This window comes from Burkholderia sp. Bp9015 (assembly GCF_003853505.1).
Classification (GTDB): Bacteria; Pseudomonadota; Gammaproteobacteria; order Burkholderiales; family Burkholderiaceae; genus Burkholderia.
The window spans coordinates 462,543-482,212 of record NZ_QTPZ01000001.1 but is presented as its reverse complement, the minus strand read 5'-3'; the positions used below and the strand labels follow the sequence as shown (position 1 = coordinate 482,212).

The following is a 19,670-nucleotide window of genomic DNA, read 5'->3' as shown; positions in this document are numbered from 1 at the left end:
TTGTAGCCGTCGCGTCAGGACTGCTCGCGCACATGCCGCTCGCCGAGCAGCCGCGCGGACGCCCGCTGCAGCCACGCACGCCACACCGCGAATACGCCGGGCCTGGCCACGGGCGCCGCGACGGTCGCGGCAACCGGCCCGGCGCCGCCGGCGGACAATGCCACGTGACCGGCCGTCTCGATCGTCAGGCATTCGCCTTCGTCGAGCACGCGGCGAACGTATTGCGGCGCATCGGGCAGCCAGTCGAGCCCGCCGTGACGTAACGTGACCGCGAGCGCGCCGTCGAGCACGATGACGCGGCTGCCCTTGTCGAACCACGCAAAGTGGCTTTGCCCGGCGTCGAGCCGGATGTCGTGCGTCCGCATGGCGTGTCCTTTTCCCGGTTGCGCGGCCCGGCGATGGCAGGGCGACAGCGTGCAATCAGGTTAAGGAAACGCGTGCGGACAGGACAGATTCAGGGGACGGGTATCTGTTACGGTGCAGACGGCGATTTCATGTTGCTGTATCGGTGAGTTTCCCCGGAATCTGTATCTGGCGTGCGCCCGGGCGCGCGGGCAGGATGACCCGCATGACGCCCATCACCGATCCATCCCGCATGACTTTGCCGATGGCCGGCGAGCCGCTTTACGAACGGCTCGCCGAGCATTACCGCCGCATCATCGCGGCCGGCACGCTGTCGCCCGGCGACCGGATGCCGTCCGTGCGTGCGTTCATGGCGCAGCACGGCGTGAGCCTGTCTACCGCGACCCAGGCCTTCCGGCGGCTCGAGGATACGGGCTGGTGCGAAGCCAGACCGCGCTCGGGCTACTTCGTGCGCCGGCGCGCGGTGGCCGCGCTCGACACGCTGCCGGAAAGCGACGGGCAGCCGCTGAGCGTCGAGCCGCCGTTCGCGGGGCTGCACGAACGCGTGTCGCGCGTGATCGATCGTGCGAACGCGAGGCCCGACGCGCTGAATCTCGGTGGCGCATCCGCGCTGGCGACGCTGTACCCGGCCGAGCGCCTGCAGGCGCTGGCGATCCGGCTGCTACGGCGCAAGCCGACGCTGCTGACCGACGCGGGGCCGGTTGGCGGCTCGGCCGAATTCCGGCAGACGATGGCCAAACGCGCGCTGTCGTACGGCGTGACCGTGTCGCCGGACGACGTGATGTCGACGAGCGGCGGCGTCGATGCCGTGAATCTCGCGTTGCGCGCGGTGGCACGCCCCGGCGACACGATCGCGATCGAATCGCCGGCCTTTTTCGGCTTGATCCAGCTGCTCGAAAGCCTCGGCCTGCGTGCACTCGAGATTCCGGCCAGCCCGACGACCGGGTTGTCGATCGAAGCGCTCGACGTGGCGCTGACCGCGTACCCGGATATTCGGGCCGTGGTCGTCGTGCCGAATCTGCAGAACCCGCTCGGCAGCGTGATGCCCGACGAACGCAAGGCTGCGCTGGTCGCGCTGTGCTCGCGTCGCGGCGTGGCCGTGATCGAGGACGAGCCGTATCGCGAACTCGTGGAAGCGCCGCACGCGGTGAAACCCGTGAAGGCATGGGACCGCGACGGCACGGTGATCTATTGCCCGTCGCTCAACAAGGTGCTGGCGCCCGGAATGCGGCTCGGCTGGATGAGCGCGGGCCGCTGGCACGCGCGCGTGAAGATGCTCAAGTTCGCGCAAAGCCGGCACAACGCCGCGTTGCTGCAGGCCGTCGCGGCCGAATTCGTCGGCTCGGGTGCGTTCGACCGCCACCTGCACCGGTTTCGCGAACAGCTTCGCGTGCAGCGCGATGTGACGATCGATGCGATCGCGCGCCATTTTCCCGCCGGCACGCGGATGAACCGGCCGCCCGGCGGCATGCTGCTGTGGATCGCGCTGCCCGACGGCGTGCGTTCCGAAGCCTTGTTCGATGCCGCGCTCGCACGCGGGGTAAGGATCGCGCCAGGCGCGATCTTCTCGAATTCCGACCGCTTTGACGCGTATATCCGGCTTGCCTGCACGCGGGTGTTCGACACGGCACATGAAGCGGCAATCGAAACGCTCGGCCAGTTGATACGCGACGCGGCGGCCGCTGCGTGAGCAGGGCGGGTGTCGGCCGGGCTGGCGCGTTGGCTACCGGGCTCGGCGGTCGTGACGAGAGCACGGGCCGGCCGATCCGGCTCGCCGCATTCTCCGCGGCCGGCCGCCGCGCGGCGACGCGCCGACGATACGATTTCGGCGATTTCATCGGCTGACCGCATGCGCGGCGAGGTGCTGACGGATCAGCGACAGATAGCGATCTCCGACCGAGAAGTCGCGTGCGGCACGCGGCCGCTCCGCCGGGCGCAGCGTGGCCGGCGCGCTCATGCCCAGATACCGGCATACCGCCGACGGAAAGGGCTTTCGCGTATGCCCGAGCTGGCGCGCCGCACGCTCGACGCGGGCGTCGCCGACCTGCGCACGCAGCCATGCCAGCACTTGGCGATCGGTGTCGTTGACGATACGGACCAGATGTTCCATCGCGCACCTCACTGTTCATAAATACAGTACTGTAAATATAACCAGTGTTTGCGGCGACCGCAAGCGGATGCGCACGCGCCTGGCCGTTCGGCCAGGGTCAACGCGCCGGCGCGGCGGCGCGGGCGATGCGGGCGGCGGCCGGGACGGGATTCGCGTAGCGTGCGTCGGTCAGCGTGCCGAGGAACGCGACGATGTCGTCGATTTCCGCGTCGGTCAGCGCGGGCGGCGTGCCGGGCCGGCGGTTCATCGGCGTCGAATTGACGTTGATGTTGCCGCGATAGGCGGCCGGCACGTCGTCGAACGTCCGGGCGCCGTGATACCAGCGGCCAGGGTCGGTCGAGCGGGTGTTGTAGAACGCGACCGCGTCGCGCAGCGTCGTGAACACGCCGTTGTGCATGAACGTCTGCTTGACCGCGACGTTGCGCAGTCCCGGCGTGCGCAGGTAGCCGCACCATTGCGTCGGCTCGGGCCAGCGCAGCCGCGCAGCCGTATCGCACAGACCGTTGTCGAAATGGCGCGGATCGCGGTTCGCGGGCAGTGCGTGGTTGCGCGGCACCGCGATCGCGTCGTAGCCGAAATCGGTGAAGAGCGAGCGCTCCGGCCGGCTCGACGTTTCCGACAGCGTATGGCAGCTCATGCAATTGCCCTTGTCGGGATTGCGGAACAGCGCCAGGCCGCGCATCTCGGCCGGCGCGAGCGGCTTGCGCGTGCGCAGGAATGCGTCGAAGCGCGACGTGAACGGCGCCATCTCGTCGCTCTGCAGATAGGCCTCGACGGCCGAGCCGAGCGCCCGCACCAGTTGCTCGGGATCGCGCCGCGCCGACGTGCCGAAGCGCGCGGCGAGATCGCCCGCCAGTTCGGTGCCGTCGACCTTGCGCAGCAGCGCGGCCGGCGACCGGTTGTTCATCTCGTTCGGGTCGAACAGCGGCCCGCGGATCTGTTCGGCGAGCGTGTCCGCGCGGCCGTCGCTGAACAGGCCGCCGAACGGCGACGGCGCGGGCGCGTCGTCGTCCTGGTAGAAGTGGCGGCGCGGCACGTAGCGCACGTAGAGCAGCGATGGCGCGTTGCGCTGGCTGAAGCGCCCGTGGCGGCTGCCTTCCGGCACGCCCGGCCCCGCGAGCGAAGCGGCCGACAAGGTCGGCGCGAACGCGCGCCCCGGATCGTGGCAGCCCGCGCACGACATGCCGCGCGGCTCGGACAGCCGCGGATCGAAGAAGATCCGGCGGCCCAGCGCGACGAGCGTCGGGTCGGGCGCGAAACGGGCGGTGGCCGCGTCGACCTTGTCGGTCACCTGCGGCGTGCCGTTGCCGATCGTACCGACGACGCGCGCCGGCGGCGCGCCGGGGAGCAGGGTCGTTTCGGCAGGTGCGCCGTGGGCCGCGAGCGCCGCTCCGGCGAGCACGGCGGCGGCAAGGGCGCGTACCGCCCGTCCGCCGGCGGCCGGAACCGCGGCGGACGCCGGACGCCCGGCGAGGGCGACCGAAGGAATCGGCCGCCTTCGCGATCCAGCCATTCCTTCCCGGCAGCCGGCCGCATCCGCCGAACACGCCGAACACGCCGCATCCGCCGAATCCGCCGAATCCGCCGAATCCGCAGAATCCATCAAACCGCCATGCAATCGAACTTCGTCCCTCACGGCGCGATGAACCCCGTCTTGTCGCATGCGAGCGTGTTGCCCGACTGGTCGCACGACGCGAGCAGCTTGCCCGCCGCCGAATACGCATGGAACACCCAGCCCGTCGCCGGCGCCCCGCGTCGCTCCATGATCAGGAACCCGAAGCTGTTGTTGTGCGACAGCCGTTCGATCACGGCGCCCGGCGCCGGCGTCAGGCCGGCGGGGAACGGGTCGGGCAGCGCGACGTCGAGGTTGTCGCCGCCGTTGCCGGACACGATCGTCGCCGGATGCCCGGACGAGAAGTTGATCGCCTGGAAGTCGTGCACGTGCCCGTGCAGCGCGACGTGGATGCCGGGCGGGTAGTACGCCTGCGCGTTCAGGCTCGCCATCACCGACTGCAGCGCGAGGTTGCCCGGCGCGGGCGTGCTGCCGGCGATCGGCGCGAACGCGAGGATCGGATGGTGGTTCGTGAAGATCGTCGTCGACATGCCGGCCTTCGACGCGAGCGACGCGACCGTCTGGAACTGCTTCTGGTAGATGCGGAATTGCGCGTCGGTCGTCTTCAGCGGATTGCGGCCGACCTTCGCGGTGTCGAACACGATCACCTGCGTGCCGCCGCCGAGCGACACCGCATAGGGATCCGAGTAGTTCGCGTCGTCGTCGTTGGCCGGATCGTCGCACGAACGGGCCGCCGAATACGGGCGCGGATCGAGGAAGCGGTACCAGCCCTGGCCGGCCCGTGCGCATTCCTCGTGGTTGCCGCGCACGACGACCCACGGCGCCTTCGCGAACAGCGGCGCGGCCGGGCGGAACAGGTCGGCCTGCCACGCATCCCAGCCATAGCCCCACGGGCTGTCCTTGCAGCCGGCGATGTCGGGCGGGCACGCGTTTTCGCGGTAGTGATAGTCGCCGACGTGCAGCACGAGGTCCGGCGACAGCTTCGCGACGCTCGCCGCGATCGTGTCGAACGGCCAGACCGTCGCGTCGTTGCACGCCTGCCATGCGTTGTCGGCCTTCTTCATCCGGCAGCCGGTGTCGGCGATGATCGCGATGCGCTGCGGCTGCGCTTTCGGCAGCGGCAGTGCGCGGCCCGCGACGCTCGCCGTTTGCGCATCGGCCGGCAGCGCCGCTTCGCAGACGGACACCGGGAAGCTCGACGGTTTCGAGTCGGCCGCGGCGCTCGCCGTCGGACGCTGCGCAACGGTCGCGGCGCCGGCGCGCAGCGTCATGCGCGACAGCTTGCCGTCGACGGACAGTTGCGGGCACAGCGGATCGCTCGCGGATGCAGGGCTGTAGCTCGTGATCACGCGTGCGATCGCCTGGTTCGCGTCGCCGATCTCGACCCACGCGGCCTGGAGGTTGATCGCGGCACTGGCCGGATCGGCGGGCGTATCGATGTGATTCGAACACGCGGACAGCGCCGCGAGGGCAACAAGCGGAGCGCAGCGCGCGAGCAGTGCGCGCGGGAGGAGTCGTCGCATGAGAGGCACCGTAGGAAAGTCGTCAACGATACGCAGCGCGAGTGTAAGAAATGTGAAGGGCGGAGTCCGACGGCCGGCCGGCGCGCGAGTCGTGCCGCGGTCGCTGCCTTGACCTCAAGCCGGCTTGAAGCAGCATAGTCCGGATCACGGTCAACGATACGGACGAAAAAGGAGAATCGACGATGAAAGACAGCCGGGCAAACGAAGCGCAGTCTGCGCTGTGGAATGGTCCGTCGGGGCTGGCATGGGTCGACGCGCAGCGCTCGCTCGACCGGATGTTCGAGCCGTTCGAGACGCTGCTCGCGGACGCGGCGGCCGCGGCATCCGCGCGCTGCGTGCTCGACGTCGGCTGCGGCACCGGCGCGGTGACGCTCGCGATCGCACGGCGGCTTGGTGCGCACGCGCACTGTACCGGCGTCGATATTTCGGCGCGGATGATTGCCGCCGCACGGGCGCGTGCCGAACGCGCCGGCCTGGGCGCCGGCTTCGTGCATGCCGATGCGCAGACGCATGCATTCGCGCCGGGTCGGTTCGACCTGATCGTGTCGCGCTTCGGCGTGATGTTCTTCGACGATCCGGTGCGCGCCTTCGCGAACCTGCGGCACGCGGCGCGCGCGAACGCGCAACTGCGATTCGTTGCATGGCGCGGCGCCGCCGACAATCCGTTCATGACGACGGCCGAGCGTGTCGCGGCAACGTTGCTGCCGGACCTGCCGGCGCGGCAGCCGGGGGCGCCGGGGCAATTCGCGTTCGGCGACCGGCAGCGGATCGCGTCGGTGCTGTCGGACAGCGGCTGGGCCGACATCGCGATCGAGCCGATCGACCAGGCGTGCGCGTTGCCCGAGGCGGCGTTGAACGACTACATCGCGCGGCTGGGCCCGGTCGGGCTCGCGCTTCAGGACGCGGACGACGCGACGCGGCGGCGCGTGGTCGAAACGGTGCGCGCTGCGTTCGAGCCTTACGTGCAGGGCGCTGACGTGCGGTTCGACGCGGCGTGCTGGCTCGTCACGGCGCGGGCGCCGTCTGCATGACGCGTGAGGCTACGAGGACGACCGACGTTCGGCATGCACGCTGCCGTTCGCGCATGACAAGGCAAGGCTGCGCCGCCGCGCAAGCGACAGATATCAGCCGCGCCTCGCACGCAACATCAGCCACGCGCAGCCCGCCGCGACGAGCGCGAGCCCGAGCAGCACCGCCTCGACGCCGAGCGCGAAACCGGGCGGCATCTCGCCGCTGTTCGGCACGGGCGACAGGTTGGCGGTGATCGCGATCGCACCGCCGGCCAGCAACGCGATGCAGACGATCCAGTAGACCTTGCCGCGCGGCGCGGCGGTGCGGATTCGCCACAGCGCGAGGCCGACGCCACCGAGGTAAAGCACCGCGAGCGTCGCGAGCGCGATGAAGTCGCCGGTGCGATCGTGCAGCAGGCCGCTCATCGTGCGACTCCGTCGGAGGCCACGCGTCCGCACGATGCGATGAACGCGTCGACCGCGTGGCCGATCCGGCCGTTCACGCGCTCCCGCAGCATCGGATACAGCCCGGACCGCAGCGTCAGCGGCAGGTTGTAGCGGAAACCGAAGTGCGCGAGCACGAGCCCCGTCAGCCCGTAGATCGCCCACGCATGGAAGCCCCAGTGGAAGAAGGGCATCAGCATGGCCTCGCGCGCGGTGGCGGGCGTGCTGGGGGCGACGGCCTGCGGCTCTAACGCCGTGCGGGTCGAGGGACGGGAACCTGGCATGGCTGGCATCCAGTTGTGGGCGCAACGAGGCGCGACGCCGCCCGGCGCGCGCGTCGCACGTCGGACCCTGATACGGCGTGCGTCGAGTGTAGCGCGGTGTCGGGACTGCAAGAAGGGGCAAGCAGCAGGGGTTAACCTGACGAATTGTAGGGTATCGGGCCGATCGCGAACACCCTCGCACTGAGCCGGCGCGTGCGACGGAGCCCAGACCGAGCGCAGACGAGGCGCGGAATCCGGCGCCCCGGATGATGCGGACCGTCCGGGGCGCCGGCGGGCGATGCGCTGCCGCGATTTCAGAACGTCACGGCGATCCCGGCCATGCCGACGAACTGGCCGTGCGTCGTCGACGGCATGAGCTGCTGCGAGTCGCCGACGATCGGCGCCGCGTCGACGATATGGCCGGCACCTTGCGCGCCGAGCGTGCGCCCGCTCGAATGCGTGTACGCCTGCAGCGCATAGAGCGTCGTGCGCTTCGACAGGCTGTACGACTCCTTCAGCGAATACTGCTGGTAGCGGGCCGCGTTCGACACGCCGTTCGCCTTCGACGCGAGCGTGTACGCGAACGCGCCGGCCACCGAGAAGGTCGGCGTGAAGCGGTACGCGGCGAGCGCGCCGTAGGTGTTGAACACGGCCGTGTTCGCGAACGCGGAGCCGTTGCCGGGCAGGTACTTCACGTTCGAGTAGTTGAGGCCCATCGTCAGGTTGCCGAGCGTGTAGTTGCCGGCCGTCGCGACCTGCTCGACAGCCTTCGCGGTCAGGTAGCCCTGGTTCAGCACGGACACGGCGAAGCTGCCCGACGCCGCGGTCGCCGGATTCAGGAACCCCGCCGACGAACCCGAGCTGTTGATGCGCAGGTAGCCGGCCGCGATCCCGACCGGCCCGTTCGCATAGCGCAGCGCGGCGCTGAACGTATTGCCCTTGCCGGTCGCGCCGGCGATGCCGCCGAACGCGTACATCGCGCTCGCGGTCAGCCCGGACAAGGTCGGCGACGTATAGGTGACCGAGTTGTTCACGCGGATGGTCGTGTCGAGGCCGTCGATGTCGCCCGGATGCGCGCCGGTCGCACCGGTCAGCCAGCTGCTCGACGCGTAGGGGCCGACCAGCAGGAAGTACGGCGTGTACTGGCGGCCGGCCGTCACCGTGCCGTAATGGTCGTTGCGCAGCCCGACGAAGGCCTGGCGGTTGAAAATCGTGCCGGCGGCGGCTTGCGCGCCGGTGTTCAGGTTGAAGCCGGATTGCAGGTCGAAGATCGCGTGCGTGCCGCCGCCGAGATCCTCGTCGCCGCGCAGCCCGAACTTCGACGCATACAGGTTGCCGTCGCGCATGTACACGTTCGAGTGGCCTTGCTGGTTGTTCACGTACGCGAGCGAATCGTCGACCACGCCGTACAGCGTCACGCTGCTCTGCGCATGGGCGGTGGAAGCGCCGAGCGACGCGGCGGATAAAATCAGGATTGCATAATGATGATGCGGTGCCTTCATTGTCGATCTCCAGGTCTCTTCAGGGGGCGGGAGGCTGGACGGCCTCCTCTTGGATGGCGGGGCGGGCCGCGTGCGCGGTCCGCCCGAACATGGCTCGGCGCTTGCCCGAGCGTGCGCGGTCAGTCGTCGAGCGCCACGACGAGGCGACGCCACGCGCCGTCCCGCGCATCGTGCTCGACGCGCGCGCCGTGCACCGCAAGCGCGCCTTGCAGCGACGCCGGCAGCAGGATCTCGAGGCGCTCGGCGGGGCGATGCATGCGGCCGTCCCAGCGGACCGACACGCCGAGTTCGCCCGACGCCTGGCGGCCGGTCTCGATGCGCCACAGCCCGTATTCGCCGTCGCGCCACGCTTCCGTTTCGCCGTCGTCCTCGACGCATTCGCCGTATGCGACACCGTCCTCGATGCGTGGCGCGACGAGGAAGCCGCGCGTGTCCGCGCACGCGCCGAAGCGTTGCTCGGCGACGTTCAGCGGCAGCACACGGCCTTCGCGCAACAGCATCACCGGCGTGTCGAGCGGCGCGGGCAGCGTCACGCTCGCGCCGCCGTCGAACGATCGCGCGCTCGCGCAGCACAGCCAGCGCGCGCCCGACGGCAGGTAGACCGTGCGTTCCGTGCGGCCCGGGTCGACCACCGGCGCGACGAGCAGCGCGTCGCCGAGCATCATGTCGTCGCATTCGTCGTAGCAGCGCGGGTCGCGGGGGAAGTCGCCGAAGGTCGGCCGCAGCACGGGCTCGTAGCGCGTGGTCGACAGCCACAACAGGTGATAGAGATAAGGCAGCAGCCGGTAGCGCTGCTTGATCAGCGACGCGATCCGCGCGGTGATCTCCGGATACATCCACGGTTCATTGACGGTGCCGTCGTCATTCCACGAATGGATGCTGAAGCGCGGCATGAAGATGCCGAACTGGACCCAGCGCAGCAGCAGCTCGGGCGACGGTGCGGGACCGGAGAAGCCGCCGATGTCGTGACCGATGTTCGACACGCCCGACAGCGCGAGCCCGAGGCCCATCTTCAGGTTGTAGCGCAGCGTTTCCCATGACGTGTAGTTGTCGCCGGACCAGGTCTGCACATAACGCTGCATGCCGGCGCCGCCGGAGCGTGACACGAGGAACGGCCGCTGCGCCGGCGCATGCGCGCGCTGCGCGTCGCGCGACGCACGCATCATCAGCATCGTCTGCAGCACTTTCGCCTCGCGCGCGGGAAATGGCTGGCCGAAGCCGTGCGCGATCGCGTCGGGCGACCAGATCTCGTATTCGTTGTTGTCGTTCCAGGTCGACTCGATCCCGTAGTCGAGCAGCGCCGACGTGACCTGCTCGCGCCACCAGCGGCAAGCGTCCGGTTGCGTGAAGTCGATATATGCGCCGACCTCGTCCCAGAACTGCACCCACGCCGGCTCGCCGGACGCCGAGCGGATCAGCAGCCCGCGCCGTGCAGCGTCGTCGAACGCGGGATGATCGCGCAGCAGGCACGGCTTGATGTTCGCGCACAGGCGGATGCCGTGGTCGCGGTAGTGCTTCACGAATCCCTTCGCGTCGGGAAACTTCTCGCGGTTCCAGTTGAACACGTAGCGCTTCGCGCCGATCGACGTATAGCCCGACGACAGGTGGAACGAATCGCACAGGATGTCGTGCGATTCACACTGCTCGACGAACTGGCTCATCTGACGCTGCGCGTCCGGCGCGTCGGTGTAGCTCATCGTCGAGCCCGAATAGCCGAGCCCCCATTTCGGCGTGCGCGCCGGGCGCCCGGTGAGCCACGTGAAGCGCCGTGCGGCCGTGAGCGGCGTGTCGGGCGATGCGATGAAGTAGTAGTCGAGATCGCCGTGCTCGGCGACGAAGTAGCGGTACAGACCGTGGTAGTTGTCGAGCTCGCGGCCCATGTCGAACGCGCAATCCGACAGCGTGTCGTAGAACAGCCCGAAGCCCTGGCACGCGTCGGGCGACCAGGTGACGTAGAACGGGATGTGCTTGTAGAGCGGGTCCGTGTGCTTCGCGCTGTAGCCCATCGCGTCGATGTTGCGCATCTCGAAGCGCGCGCCGGTACGGTCGAGGTCGCCCGCGCGTTCGCCGAGGCCGAACACCTTGTCGCCGCGCTCGCGGGCGACGTAGTGATAGGCGCGGTCGTCCCACCAGCCGAAGTTGTACGCCTGCGTCGCGCGGTCGGCGAGCACGACGCGCCACGCGCCGTCGGCACCACGCATCGACCACGTGCAATGGCCGCCCTGCCGGCTTACCGTGAGACGGACCTGCGCGGTTTCGATGCGCACGCCGCCGTCGTCCTCGCCGAAGTCGTAGTCGGGCAGCGCGAACCCGCCGAGGTCGAGACGGTCGCGGCCCTCGAGCGGCACGTCGTCGAGGCCCGGTGCGATCGTCCAGGTGCGCGGGTTGCGCGCCGTTGCGTCGGGCAGCACGCGCACGCGCACGATGTCGTCCTCGAGCACGAAGATCTCGAGGGTCGCGCCCGCGTCGGACGCGAGCAGCACACGGTTCGCCTGCCGGGCGGCGACGCGGAACACGGGCGGATGAAGAAGCGAAGTCATGAAGGCGATTCCTGATGAAAACGAAGGTCAGGCGTGTTGCGCGAGCAGGCGTTCCTGCTTCGACTGCCCGCGGATCAGCACCGCGAGCAGCGTGACGCCGATGATGTCGAACAGGCCGAGGCACGCGAACAGCGGCGCGTAGCCGATCTTGTCGGCGAGCGCGCCGACCAGCAGCGAGAAGCCGAGCCCGCCGATCCACGCGGCCATGCCCGCGAAGCCGCTGGCGGTGCCGACTTCCTCGGGATCGAACACGTCGGCCGACAGCGTGTTGACGAGTGCGGAGATCATCTGGTGCGCGAAGCCGCCGACGCAGAACAGGGCAATGGCCGTATACGGCGACGACACGAGCCCGATCATCGCCGGCCCGAGCATCAGCACCGAACCGAGCGCGACGCCGGCGACGCGGGACCACACGAGCGGCAGTTTGAACCGGTTCGCGAGGTAGGGCGACAGGTAGCCGCCCGCGATGCCGCCGAGGTCGGCCGCGAGAAACGGCATCCACGCGAAGACGGCGATCTGCGTGAGCGCCATGTGGCGCTCGGTGGCGAGGTACAGCGGAATCCAGAAGCTGAAGGTCTGCCATGCGGGTTCCGCGAAGAAGCGCGGCAGCGCGATGGCCCAGAAGCGGCGCGCGGTGACGACGTCGCGAATCCGGCGCTTCGACACGGCCGGCATCGTGGCCTGGCCGTCGCGGATCAGCGTGCGCTCCTGCGACGTGAGGCGCGGATGATAGGCCGGCGAGCGGTACTGCGTGTACCAGAGCGCGGCCCACAGGAAGCCGAGGGCGCCGGTGACCATGAACGCGGATTGCCAGCCGAACCGCATCGACAGGAACACGACGAGCGGCGGCGCGATCGCGGCGCCGAGCGACGTGCCGGCGTTGAAGTAGCCGACCGCGACGGATTTCTCGCGATCGGGAAACCATTCGGCGACGGCCTTCATCCCCGACGGAATCGCGGCGGCCTCGAACAGCCCGAGCAAGCCGCGCAGGATGCCGAGCGACAGCCAGCCCGACGCGAAGCCGTGCGCGACGCCGACCACCGACCAAAGCATCGCGAAAAGCGCGAACCCGAGCCGCAGCCCGATCAGGTCGACGATGAACCCGCACACCGGCTGCATGATCGTGTAGCCGATCTGGAATGCGCCGACGATATACGAGTACTGCTGCGTCGAGATCGCGAACACCTGCTTCAGTTCCGGTGCGAGCACCGCGAGGGAGTTTCGAGCGAGGTAGTTGAGGATCGTGCCGAGGCATACCAGCACGATGATCCACCAGCGCAACGCCTTGACTGTTTTCACTGCTGTCTCCTGATCCATGCAAGTCGCCCGGCTAGGGCGTCTCGTTCAGTCTTATTTGTACGATGTCCGATCTTGGTGGGCGCCGATTCGCCCGGTTTTTCTCGAAATGACCACATTCAATCGAACATTTCGATGTTGTCGAAAGCTGATGTTATCGGACGACTGATCATTTTCGAGCATCCTATGTTCGAATTCGAATCAGGTCAACGTGAATCTGCATTCGAACGAACATGCTTGGGGTATTCCCGATAGGCGTGCAGATCGGGTGTCCGGCGCGTTGCGTGACGACCGAGCGCCGAACGCCCGCTTGCCGGGGCCGAGCGGCCGTCGACGGGCCGACTGCATCAGCCGGGCCCGGCAATGGGCGTGACAACCCTGATGAAAATTTATTTTTTTCCTGTCGGCAGATTGTGTAAATTGATTTTCATCCACCTTGCAAAACCATTCGCATGACGCCGCTCCTTCCGCACGATGTCAGTCACGAGGAATCCGCGATCGCGGAGCGCATCGCCTCGGCCATGCCGCGGATGACGCCGATCCACCGCCGGATGGGCGAGTTCGTGCTCGCGAATCCGTTCCGCGCGGCGACGATGCGGATCGACGAGCTGGCGCAGGCCGTGAACGCATCGATCGCGACCGCGAACCGCTTCGCGAAGGCGCTCGGCTTCGACGGCTATCCGGCGATGCGCGCGGCGCTCGTGCGCGGCTTCGAGGCGACGCTCGGCCCGGTCGAACGGCTGCGTTCCGCGCAGGAGCAAGAGCAGGAGCAGGGCGTGCGCGGCGCCGCGTGGATCGACGCGGTGTTCGACCAGGCCGTCACGAACATCGAGAACACGCGCGCGCAGCTGGATGCGGCCGACGTCGAAGCGGCCGTCGAGGCGATCGTCGGCGCGCGGCGCGTGCTGATCCTCGGCGCCGGTTCGAGCGCGTTTCTGACCGGGCTGATGGAACACGGCCTGTCGGTGTGTCACGACAACGTGCAGTCGCTCGCGCTGCTCGGCGGCCCGTCGCATGCGGCGCGGCGCCTGTACACGGCCGACTCGCGCGATCTCGTGATCGCGCTCGCGTTTCCCCGCTACGTGAAGGACACGATCGAGCTGGCCCGCCGCGCGGCGGCGCGCGGCGCGCGCGTGCTCGGCATTTCCGACGGGCCCGGTTCGCCGCTGGCACCGATCGCGTCGCTGAACCTGTACGTGAAGGCCGAGCGGCGTTTCGCGGCCACGTCGGAAGCGGCCGTGCTGACGATGATCGAGGCACTGATCGACGCGGTCGCGCTGCGCACGCACCGCTCCGCGAAGTCCGCCGCCGAAATGACCGAATTCCTGTTGCCGTGGCTGGTCCAGCCGCAAGCGGCGCTGCCGGCCGCCAACCCTTCTTCTTCCGGTCCGAAAAAATCATGACTTCATCCGCGATCGTCGCGATTCATGGCGGTGCAGGCACGATCCTGCGCGAGGCGATGGACACCGACACCGAACGCCGTTACCGCGCCGAACTCACCGCGATCCTGCAGGCCGCGCAGAAGGTGCTCGCCGACGGCGGCAGCGCGCTCGACGCCGTCACCGTCGCCGTGCGGATGCTCGAGGACTGTCCGTTGTTCAACGCCGGGCGCGGCGCCGTCTATACGGCCGAAGGCAAGCACGAGCTCGACGCGGCGGTGATGGACGGCACGACGCTCGCGGCCGGCGCGATCTGCTGCGCGACCCGCGTGCGCAATCCGGTCCTCGCCGCGCGGCGCGTGATGGAGGCAAGCGAGCACGTGCTGTTCGCGGGCGCGGGCGCCGATGCGTTCGCGGCCGCACAGGGCCTCGAACTCGCCGAGCCCGGTTACTTCGACACGGAAGCGCGTCGTGCGCAGTGGCTCAAGGCGCGCGAGGCGGCCGGCATGATGCTCGACCACGACGCGGCGACCTTCGCGTTCGGCGCCGGGCAGCCGGCCGAGCCGCTCGATCCCGACCGCAAGCACGGCACGGTCGGCGCGGTCGCGTGCGACCTGCGCGGCCATATCGCGGCGGCGACGTCGACCGGCGGCATCACCAACAAGCAGCCCGGACGCGTCGGCGATTCGCCGATCATCGGTGCCGGCTGCTACGCGGACGACGCGACCTGCGCGGTCTCCGCGACGGGCACCGGCGAGATGTTCATCCGGCTCGCGACCGCGCACGACGTGGCCGCGCAGATGGCCTATCGCGGCGCGTCGCTTGCCGACGCCGCGCACGACGTCGTGATGAACAAGCTGCCGCGCCTGGCCGGGCGCGGCGGGATCGTCGCGGTCGACGCGCACGGCAACGTCGCGATGCCGTTCAACACGGAAGGGATGTATCGCGGCTACGCACGCGTCGGCGAGACGCCCGTGGTCGGCATCTATCGCGACGATGCGGCCTGATTCCGGATCGTACGAGGAGACCTTCGCATGACTTCGAGCCGAACCCCGTCCGCGCTGGTGCTGCCGGAACAGCGCGTGGTCGCCGTCGACGACCTGTCGGTGATGTTCCGACGAGAGAACGCGACGTTCGATGCGGTACGCAACGTGTCGTTTCACGTCGATCGCGGCGAGACGCTCGCGATCGTCGGCGAATCGGGCTCCGGCAAGTCGGTCACGTCGCTCGCGCTGATGCGGCTCGTCGAGCACGGCGGCGGCGAGATCACGAGCGGCCGGATCGCGTTGCGGCGCCGCGGCGGCGCGCTCGTCGACCTCGCGCAGGCGAGTGCGGCGACGATGCGCGGGATCCGCGGCGCCGACATCGCGATGATCTTCCAGGAGCCGATGACGTCGCTGAACCCGGTGTTTACGGTCGGCGACCAGATCAGCGAGGCGATCGCGCTGCACCAGTCGAAGAGCGCGACCGAAGCGCGCGCGGAAGCGTTGCGGCTGCTCGATCTCGTGCGCATTCCGGAGGCGCGCCGCGTGTTCGCGCGCTATCCGCACCAGTTGTCCGGCGGGATGCGGCAGCGCGTGATGATCGCGATGGCGCTGTCGTGTCGGCCCGCGCTCCTGATCGCCGACGAACCGACGACCGCGCTCGACGTGACGATCCAGGCGCAGATCCTGCAACTGATCCGCGGCCTGCAGGACGAAATGAACATGGGCGTGATCTTCATCACGCACGACATGGGCGTGGTGGCCGAAGTGGCCGATCGTGTGCTGGTGATGTATCGCGGCGAGAAGGTCGAGGAGGGCGAGTCCGAGCGCATTTTCGCGACGCCCGCGCATCGCTACACGCGTGCGCTGCTCGCGGCCGTGCCGCGGCTCGGCTCGATGCACGGCACCGATATCCCCGAGAAATTTCCGCTGCTGAAGGTGGACGGCGCGAGCGCGGCCGCGCCGGCGCCTGCCGCGAACGACGTGAATGATGCGGCCGATGCGAACGATGCGAACGATGCCGCCGCGGTCCCCGCCGCCGGGCAGCCGCGCGTCGATCCGGCCGCGCCGCCGATCCTGCGCGTGCGCGATCTCGTCACGCGGTTTCCGGTGAAGAGCGGCGTGTTCGGCCGCGTGTCGCAGTACGTGCATGCGGTCGAGCGCGTGAGCTTCGAGCTGCGCGCGGGCGAGACGCTGGCGCTCGTCGGCGAATCGGGCTGCGGCAAGTCGACCACCGGCCGCTCGCTGCTGCGCCTCGTCGAATCGCAGAGCGGCTCGATCGAATTCGACGGCCGCGACATCAGCGCGCTGAAGGGCCAGGACCTGCAGGCGCTGCGCCGGAACATCCAGTTCATCTTCCAGGATCCGTTCGCGTCGCTGAACCCGCGCCTGACGGTCGGTTTCTCGATCATGGAGCCGCTGCTCGTGCACGGTGTCGCGAGCGGCCGCGAAGCGCAGGCGCGCGTCGACTGGCTGCTCGACAAGGTCGGCCTGCCGCCGGAGGCCGCGCGCCGCTATCCGCACGAATTCTCGGGCGGCCAGCGCCAGCGGATCGCCATCGCGCGCGCGCTCGCGCTGAATCCGAAGGTCGTGATCGCCGACGAATCGGTGTCCGCGCTCGACGTGTCGGTGCAGGCGCAGATCGTGAACCTGATGCTCGACCTGCAGCGCGAGCTCGGCGTCGCGTATCTGTTCATCTCGCACGACATGGCCGTCGTCGAGCGCGTCAGCCATCGGGTCGCGGTGATGTATCTCGGCCAGATCGTCGAGATCGGCCCGCGCCGCGCGGTGTTCGAGGCGCCGCAGCATCCGTACACGAGGAAGCTGATGAGCGCGGTGCCGGTGGCCGACCCGGCACGCCGGCATGCGCCGCGCCAGCTCGCGGCGGACGAGATTCCGAGCCCGATCCGCGCGGTCGGCGACGAGCCGATCGTCGCACCGCTCGTCGCGGTCGGCCCCGATCACTACGTCGCGACGCATCGCGTCGGCGGCGCGTATTGATTGCGCGGCGAGGCGCATATGGACCGTAGCTGCGCACGCGCCAGGCAACGGCGTCACTTCCCGGAGCGGATGCAGTCACGCCGCGATTTCCACCACGCGTTACCGAATCATCCACAGGAGCCAGACAAAATGAACAAGCCGCATTCGTTCCCGATGTTCCGCCCGCGCGCGCTGTTCGCCGCGGGGGCAGGCGCGCTCGCGCTGTCGGTCGCCGCGCCCGCGTTCGCGCAGCAGAACGTCGTGGTCGCCGTGTACTCGACGTTCACGACGATGGACCCGTACGACGCGAACGACACGGTGTCGCAGGCCGTCGTGAAGTCGTTCTACGAAGGGCTGTTCGGCTTCGACAAGGACATGAAGCTCGTGAACGTGCTCGCGACGAGCTACCAGGCGTCGCCCGATGCGAAGGTCTACACGGTCAAGCTGCGCCCGGGCGTGAAGTTCCACGACGGCACCGACTTCAACGCCGACGCGGTGAAGGCGAACTTCGACCGCGTGACCGATCCGGCGAACAAGCTGAAGCGCTACGGGCTGTTCCGCGTGATCGAGAAGACCGAGGTGGTCGATCCGATGACGGTGCGCTTCACGCTGCGCGAGCCGTTCTCCGCGTTCATCAACACGCTCGCGCACCCGTCGGCGGTGATGATCTCGCCGGCCGCGCTGAAGAAGTGGGGGCGCGACGTGTCGCTGCATCCGGTCGGCACGGGCCCGTTCGAGTTCGTCGAATGGAAGCAGACCGACGACATGAAGGTGAAGAAGTTTGCCGGTTACTGGAAGAAGGGCTATCCGAAGGTCGATTCGATCGACTGGAAGCCGGTGGTCGACAACAACACGCGCGCCGCGCTGCTCAAGACCGGCGAGGCGGATTTCGCGTTCACGATTCCGTTCGAGCAGGCGGCCGACCTGAAGAGCAATCCGAAGGTCGAGCTGATCGAGCGGCCGTCGATCATCCAGCGCTACATCTCGCTGAACACGCAGAAGAAGCCGTTCGACAATCCGAAGGTGCGTGAAGCGCTGAACTACGCGGTCAACAAGGAGGCGCTCGCGAAGGTCGTGTTCGCCGGCTACGCGACCCCGCAGACGGGCGTCGCCCCGGTCGGCGTCGAATACGCGACCAAGCTCGGGCCCTGGCCGTACGATCCGGCGAAGGCGCGCGCGCTGCTGAAGGAGGCCGGTTATCCGAACGGCTTCGAGTCGACGCTCTGGTCCGCGTACAACCATTCGACGGCGCAGAAGCTGATCCAGTTCGTCCAGCAGCAGCTCGCGCAGGTCGGCGTGAAGGTGCAGGTGCAGGCGCTCGAGGCCGGCGAGCGGGTCGCGAAGGTCGAGAGCGCGCAGGATCCGGCGGCGGCGCCGGTGCGGATGTACTACAGCGGCTGGTCGGCCTCGACGGGCGAGGCGAACTGGGCGCTGTCGCCGCTGCTCGCGTCCACGTCGGCGCCGCCGAAGCTCTACAACACCGCGTACTACAAGAACGGTGCCGTCGACGACGATCTCGCGAAGGCGCTCGAGACGACCGACAACGCGAAGAAGGCCGCGCTGTACGCCGACGCGCAGAAGCTGGTGTGGGCCGACGCGCCGTGGATCTTCCTGGTGCAGGAGAAGATCGTCTACGCGCGCAGCAAGCGCCTGCACGGCATGTACGTAATGCCGGACGGTTCGTTCAACTTCGACGAAATCTCGGTGAAATGACGGCAGCTCGCCCGCTGTCCGGCGCCGGCGGCGCAAGCTGCCGGCGCGCTGATTCGATCGGTGCCCCATGCTGAATTTTCTCGTCAAACGCCTGTTCGGCCTGCTGCCCACGCTCGCGATCGTCGCGGTGCTGGTGTTCCTGTTCGTGCACCTGCTGCCGGGCGACCCGGCGCGGCTCGCGGCCGGGCCCGAAGCCGACGACGCGACGGTCGCGCTGGTGCGCGCCGATCTCGGGCTCGACCGGCCGCTGCCCGCGCAGTTCGCGAACTTCTTCGTGAAGATCGCGCACGGCGATTTCGGCACGTCGACGCGCAGCAAGCGGCCGGTGTCGACCGAGATCGGCGAGCGCTTCATGCCGACGCTGCTGCTCACGCTCGTCAGCATGGTGTGGGCGACGGCGTTCGGGATGGCGATCGGGATCGCGTCGGCGGTATGGCGCAACCGCTGGCCCGACCGCCTCGGGATGACGATCGCGGTGTCGGGCATCTCGTTTCCGGCGTTCGCGCTCGGCATGCTGCTGATGGAGATCTTCTCGGTGAAGCTCGGCTGGCTGCCGGTCGTGCCGGACGGCACGTGGAAGAGCTACGTGCTGCCGTCGCTGACGCTCGGCGCCGCGGTCGCGGCCGTGATGGCGCGCTTCACGCGCGCGTCGTTCGTCGAGGTGCTCAACGAGGACTACGTGCGCACCGCGCGCGCGAAGGGCGTGCACGAGCCGCTGGTGGTGCTCAAGCATTGCCTGCGCAACGCGATGATCCCGGTCGTCACGATGATGGGGCTGCAGTTCGGCTTCCTGCTCGGCGGCTCGATCGTCGTCGAGGCCGTGTTCAACTGGCCGGGGCTCGGGCGCCTGCTGGTCGATGCGGTCACGATGCGCGATTACCCGGTGATCCAGGCGATCGTGCTGCTGTTCTCGCTCGAATTCATCCTGATCAACCTGACCGTCGACGTGCTGTACGCGGTCATCAACCCGACCATCCGGTTCAAGTGAGCG

General features: G+C 68.8%; 15 protein-coding genes and 1 pseudogene. 7 read left to right on the top strand and 9 right to left on the bottom strand.

What is annotated here, in order from left to right; genetic code table 11:
* Positions 1-14: 14 nt before the first annotated feature.
* Positions 15-365, bottom strand: a complete 351-nt coding sequence (locus DIE12_RS02100) for a hypothetical protein (RefSeq protein ID WP_124485012.1) — start codon at positions 363-365, stop codon at positions 15-17.
* 203 nt (positions 366-568) lie between these two features.
* Here DIE12_RS02100 and DIE12_RS02095 point away from each other — a divergent pair, with 203 nt between their 5' ends.
* The gene (locus tag DIE12_RS02095) at positions 569-2,053 is read left to right on the top strand and encodes a PLP-dependent aminotransferase family protein (RefSeq protein WP_185500275.1); all 1,485 of its coding nucleotides are present in this window, start codon (positions 569-571) and stop codon (positions 2,051-2,053) included.
* 144 nt (positions 2,054-2,197) lie between these two features.
* On the opposite strand, the gene DIE12_RS02090 is transcribed toward DIE12_RS02095, so the two are convergent.
* The 3 genes from DIE12_RS02090 to DIE12_RS02080 form a co-directional block, all read right to left on the bottom strand.
* Positions 2,198-2,473, bottom strand: coding sequence for a hypothetical protein (locus tag DIE12_RS02090; RefSeq protein WP_044842898.1), 276 nt, complete (start codon positions 2,471-2,473; stop codon positions 2,198-2,200).
* A gap of 97 nt (positions 2,474-2,570) precedes the next feature.
* Positions 2,571-3,875: a cytochrome-c peroxidase gene (locus DIE12_RS02085; protein ID WP_124519664.1), complete on the bottom strand. Its 1,305-nt coding sequence runs from the start codon at positions 3,873-3,875 to the stop codon at positions 2,571-2,573.
* 230 nt (positions 3,876-4,105) lie between these two features.
* Entirely contained in the window at positions 4,106-5,569 is a 1,464-nt protein-coding gene (locus DIE12_RS02080) for a metallophosphoesterase (protein WP_124519663.1), read from the bottom strand.
* A 182-nt stretch (positions 5,570-5,751) separates the two neighbouring features.
* Between DIE12_RS02080 and DIE12_RS02075 the strand changes: the two genes are divergently transcribed.
* Positions 5,752-6,600 (top strand): class I SAM-dependent methyltransferase, encoded by an 849-nt coding sequence (locus tag DIE12_RS02075; protein WP_124519662.1) that lies wholly within the window; start codon positions 5,752-5,754, stop codon positions 6,598-6,600.
* Positions 6,601-6,693: 93 nt separating this feature from the next.
* On the opposite strand, the gene DIE12_RS02070 is transcribed toward DIE12_RS02075, so the two are convergent.
* The 5 genes and pseudogenes from DIE12_RS02070 to DIE12_RS02050 form a co-directional block, all read right to left on the bottom strand.
* The gene (locus DIE12_RS02070) at positions 6,694-7,005 is read right to left on the bottom strand and encodes a hypothetical protein (protein WP_044843140.1); all 312 of its coding nucleotides are present in this window, start codon (positions 7,003-7,005) and stop codon (positions 6,694-6,696) included.
* Positions 7,006-7,010: 5 nt separating this feature from the next.
* Positions 7,011-7,274: pseudogene (locus tag DIE12_RS02065) on the bottom strand (BCCT family transporter); the annotation flags it as partial.
* A 326-nt stretch (positions 7,275-7,600) separates the two neighbouring features.
* Positions 7,601-8,788 (bottom strand): porin, encoded by a 1,188-nt coding sequence (locus DIE12_RS02060; protein ID WP_124519661.1) that lies wholly within the window; start codon positions 8,786-8,788, stop codon positions 7,601-7,603.
* A gap of 119 nt (positions 8,789-8,907) precedes the next feature.
* Positions 8,908-11,328, bottom strand: a complete 2,421-nt coding sequence (locus DIE12_RS02055) for a glycoside hydrolase family 31 protein (RefSeq protein ID WP_124519660.1) — start codon at positions 11,326-11,328, stop codon at positions 8,908-8,910.
* Between the two features lie 27 nt (positions 11,329-11,355).
* Entirely contained in the window at positions 11,356-12,627 is a 1,272-nt protein-coding gene (locus DIE12_RS02050; RefSeq protein WP_124519659.1) for an MFS transporter, read from the bottom strand.
* Positions 12,628-13,076: 449 nt separating this feature from the next.
* On the opposite strand from DIE12_RS02050, the gene DIE12_RS02045 reads away from it, so the two are divergent.
* From DIE12_RS02045 to gsiC, 5 genes are all read left to right on the top strand, one after another.
* Positions 13,077-14,027 (top strand): MurR/RpiR family transcriptional regulator, encoded by a 951-nt coding sequence (locus DIE12_RS02045; protein WP_124485005.1) that lies wholly within the window; start codon positions 13,077-13,079, stop codon positions 14,025-14,027.
* Positions 14,024-15,010 carry an isoaspartyl peptidase/L-asparaginase family protein gene (locus tag DIE12_RS02040; protein WP_124485004.1) on the top strand — a complete coding sequence of 329 codons (987 nt, stop codon included), beginning with the start codon at positions 14,024-14,026 and terminating at the stop codon, positions 15,008-15,010. The genes DIE12_RS02045 and DIE12_RS02040 overlap by 4 nt, the downstream gene beginning before the upstream one ends.
* A 27-nt stretch (positions 15,011-15,037) precedes the next feature.
* Positions 15,038-16,987 carry a dipeptide ABC transporter ATP-binding protein gene (locus tag DIE12_RS02035; RefSeq protein WP_124519657.1) on the top strand — a complete coding sequence of 650 codons (1,950 nt, stop codon included), beginning with the start codon at positions 15,038-15,040 and terminating at the stop codon, positions 16,985-16,987.
* Positions 16,988-17,116: 129 nt separating this feature from the next.
* A complete protein-coding gene (gene gsiB / locus DIE12_RS02030) occupies positions 17,117-18,679 on the top strand; it encodes a glutathione ABC transporter substrate-binding protein GsiB (RefSeq protein ID WP_044842908.1) in 1,563 nt (520 codons plus the stop codon).
* A 67-nt stretch (positions 18,680-18,746) separates the two neighbouring features.
* A complete protein-coding gene (gsiC, locus tag DIE12_RS02025) occupies positions 18,747-19,667 on the top strand; it encodes a glutathione ABC transporter permease GsiC (protein ID WP_044842909.1) in 921 nt (306 codons plus the stop codon).
* Positions 19,668-19,670 lie beyond the last annotated feature (3 nt).

Excerpts from the sequence above, each read along its gene's own strand:
- DIE12_RS02045 (WP_124485005.1), top strand. The coding sequence starts at position 13,077 with ATGACGCCGCTCCTTCCGCACGATGTCAGTCACGAGGAATCCGCGATC.
- DIE12_RS02040 (WP_124485004.1), top strand. The coding sequence starts at position 14,024 with ATGACTTCATCCGCGATCGTCGCGATTCATGGCGGTGCAGGCACGATC.
- DIE12_RS02100 (WP_124485012.1), bottom strand. The coding sequence starts at position 365 with ATGCGGACGCACGACATCCGGCTCGACGCCGGGCAAAGCCACTTTGCG.
- DIE12_RS02055 (WP_124519660.1), bottom strand. The coding sequence starts at position 11,328 with ATGACTTCGCTTCTTCATCCGCCCGTGTTCCGCGTCGCCGCCCGGCAG.
- DIE12_RS02090 (WP_044842898.1), bottom strand. The coding sequence starts at position 2,473 with ATGGAACATCTGGTCCGTATCGTCAACGACACCGATCGCCAAGTGCTG.
- gsiC (WP_044842909.1), top strand. The coding sequence starts at position 18,747 with ATGCTGAATTTTCTCGTCAAACGCCTGTTCGGCCTGCTGCCCACGCTC.
- DIE12_RS02070 (WP_044843140.1), bottom strand. The coding sequence starts at position 7,005 with ATGAGCGGCCTGCTGCACGATCGCACCGGCGACTTCATCGCGCTCGCG.
- DIE12_RS02075 (WP_124519662.1), top strand. The coding sequence starts at position 5,752 with ATGAAAGACAGCCGGGCAAACGAAGCGCAGTCTGCGCTGTGGAATGGT.
- DIE12_RS02080 (WP_124519663.1), bottom strand. The coding sequence starts at position 5,569 with ATGCGACGACTCCTCCCGCGCGCACTGCTCGCGCGCTGCGCTCCGCTT.
- DIE12_RS02060 (WP_124519661.1), bottom strand. The coding sequence starts at position 8,788 with ATGAAGGCACCGCATCATCATTATGCAATCCTGATTTTATCCGCCGCG.
- gsiB (WP_044842908.1), top strand. The coding sequence starts at position 17,117 with ATGAACAAGCCGCATTCGTTCCCGATGTTCCGCCCGCGCGCGCTGTTC.
- DIE12_RS02035 (WP_124519657.1), top strand. The coding sequence starts at position 15,038 with ATGACTTCGAGCCGAACCCCGTCCGCGCTGGTGCTGCCGGAACAGCGC.
- DIE12_RS02095 (WP_185500275.1), top strand. The coding sequence starts at position 569 with ATGACGCCCATCACCGATCCATCCCGCATGACTTTGCCGATGGCCGGC.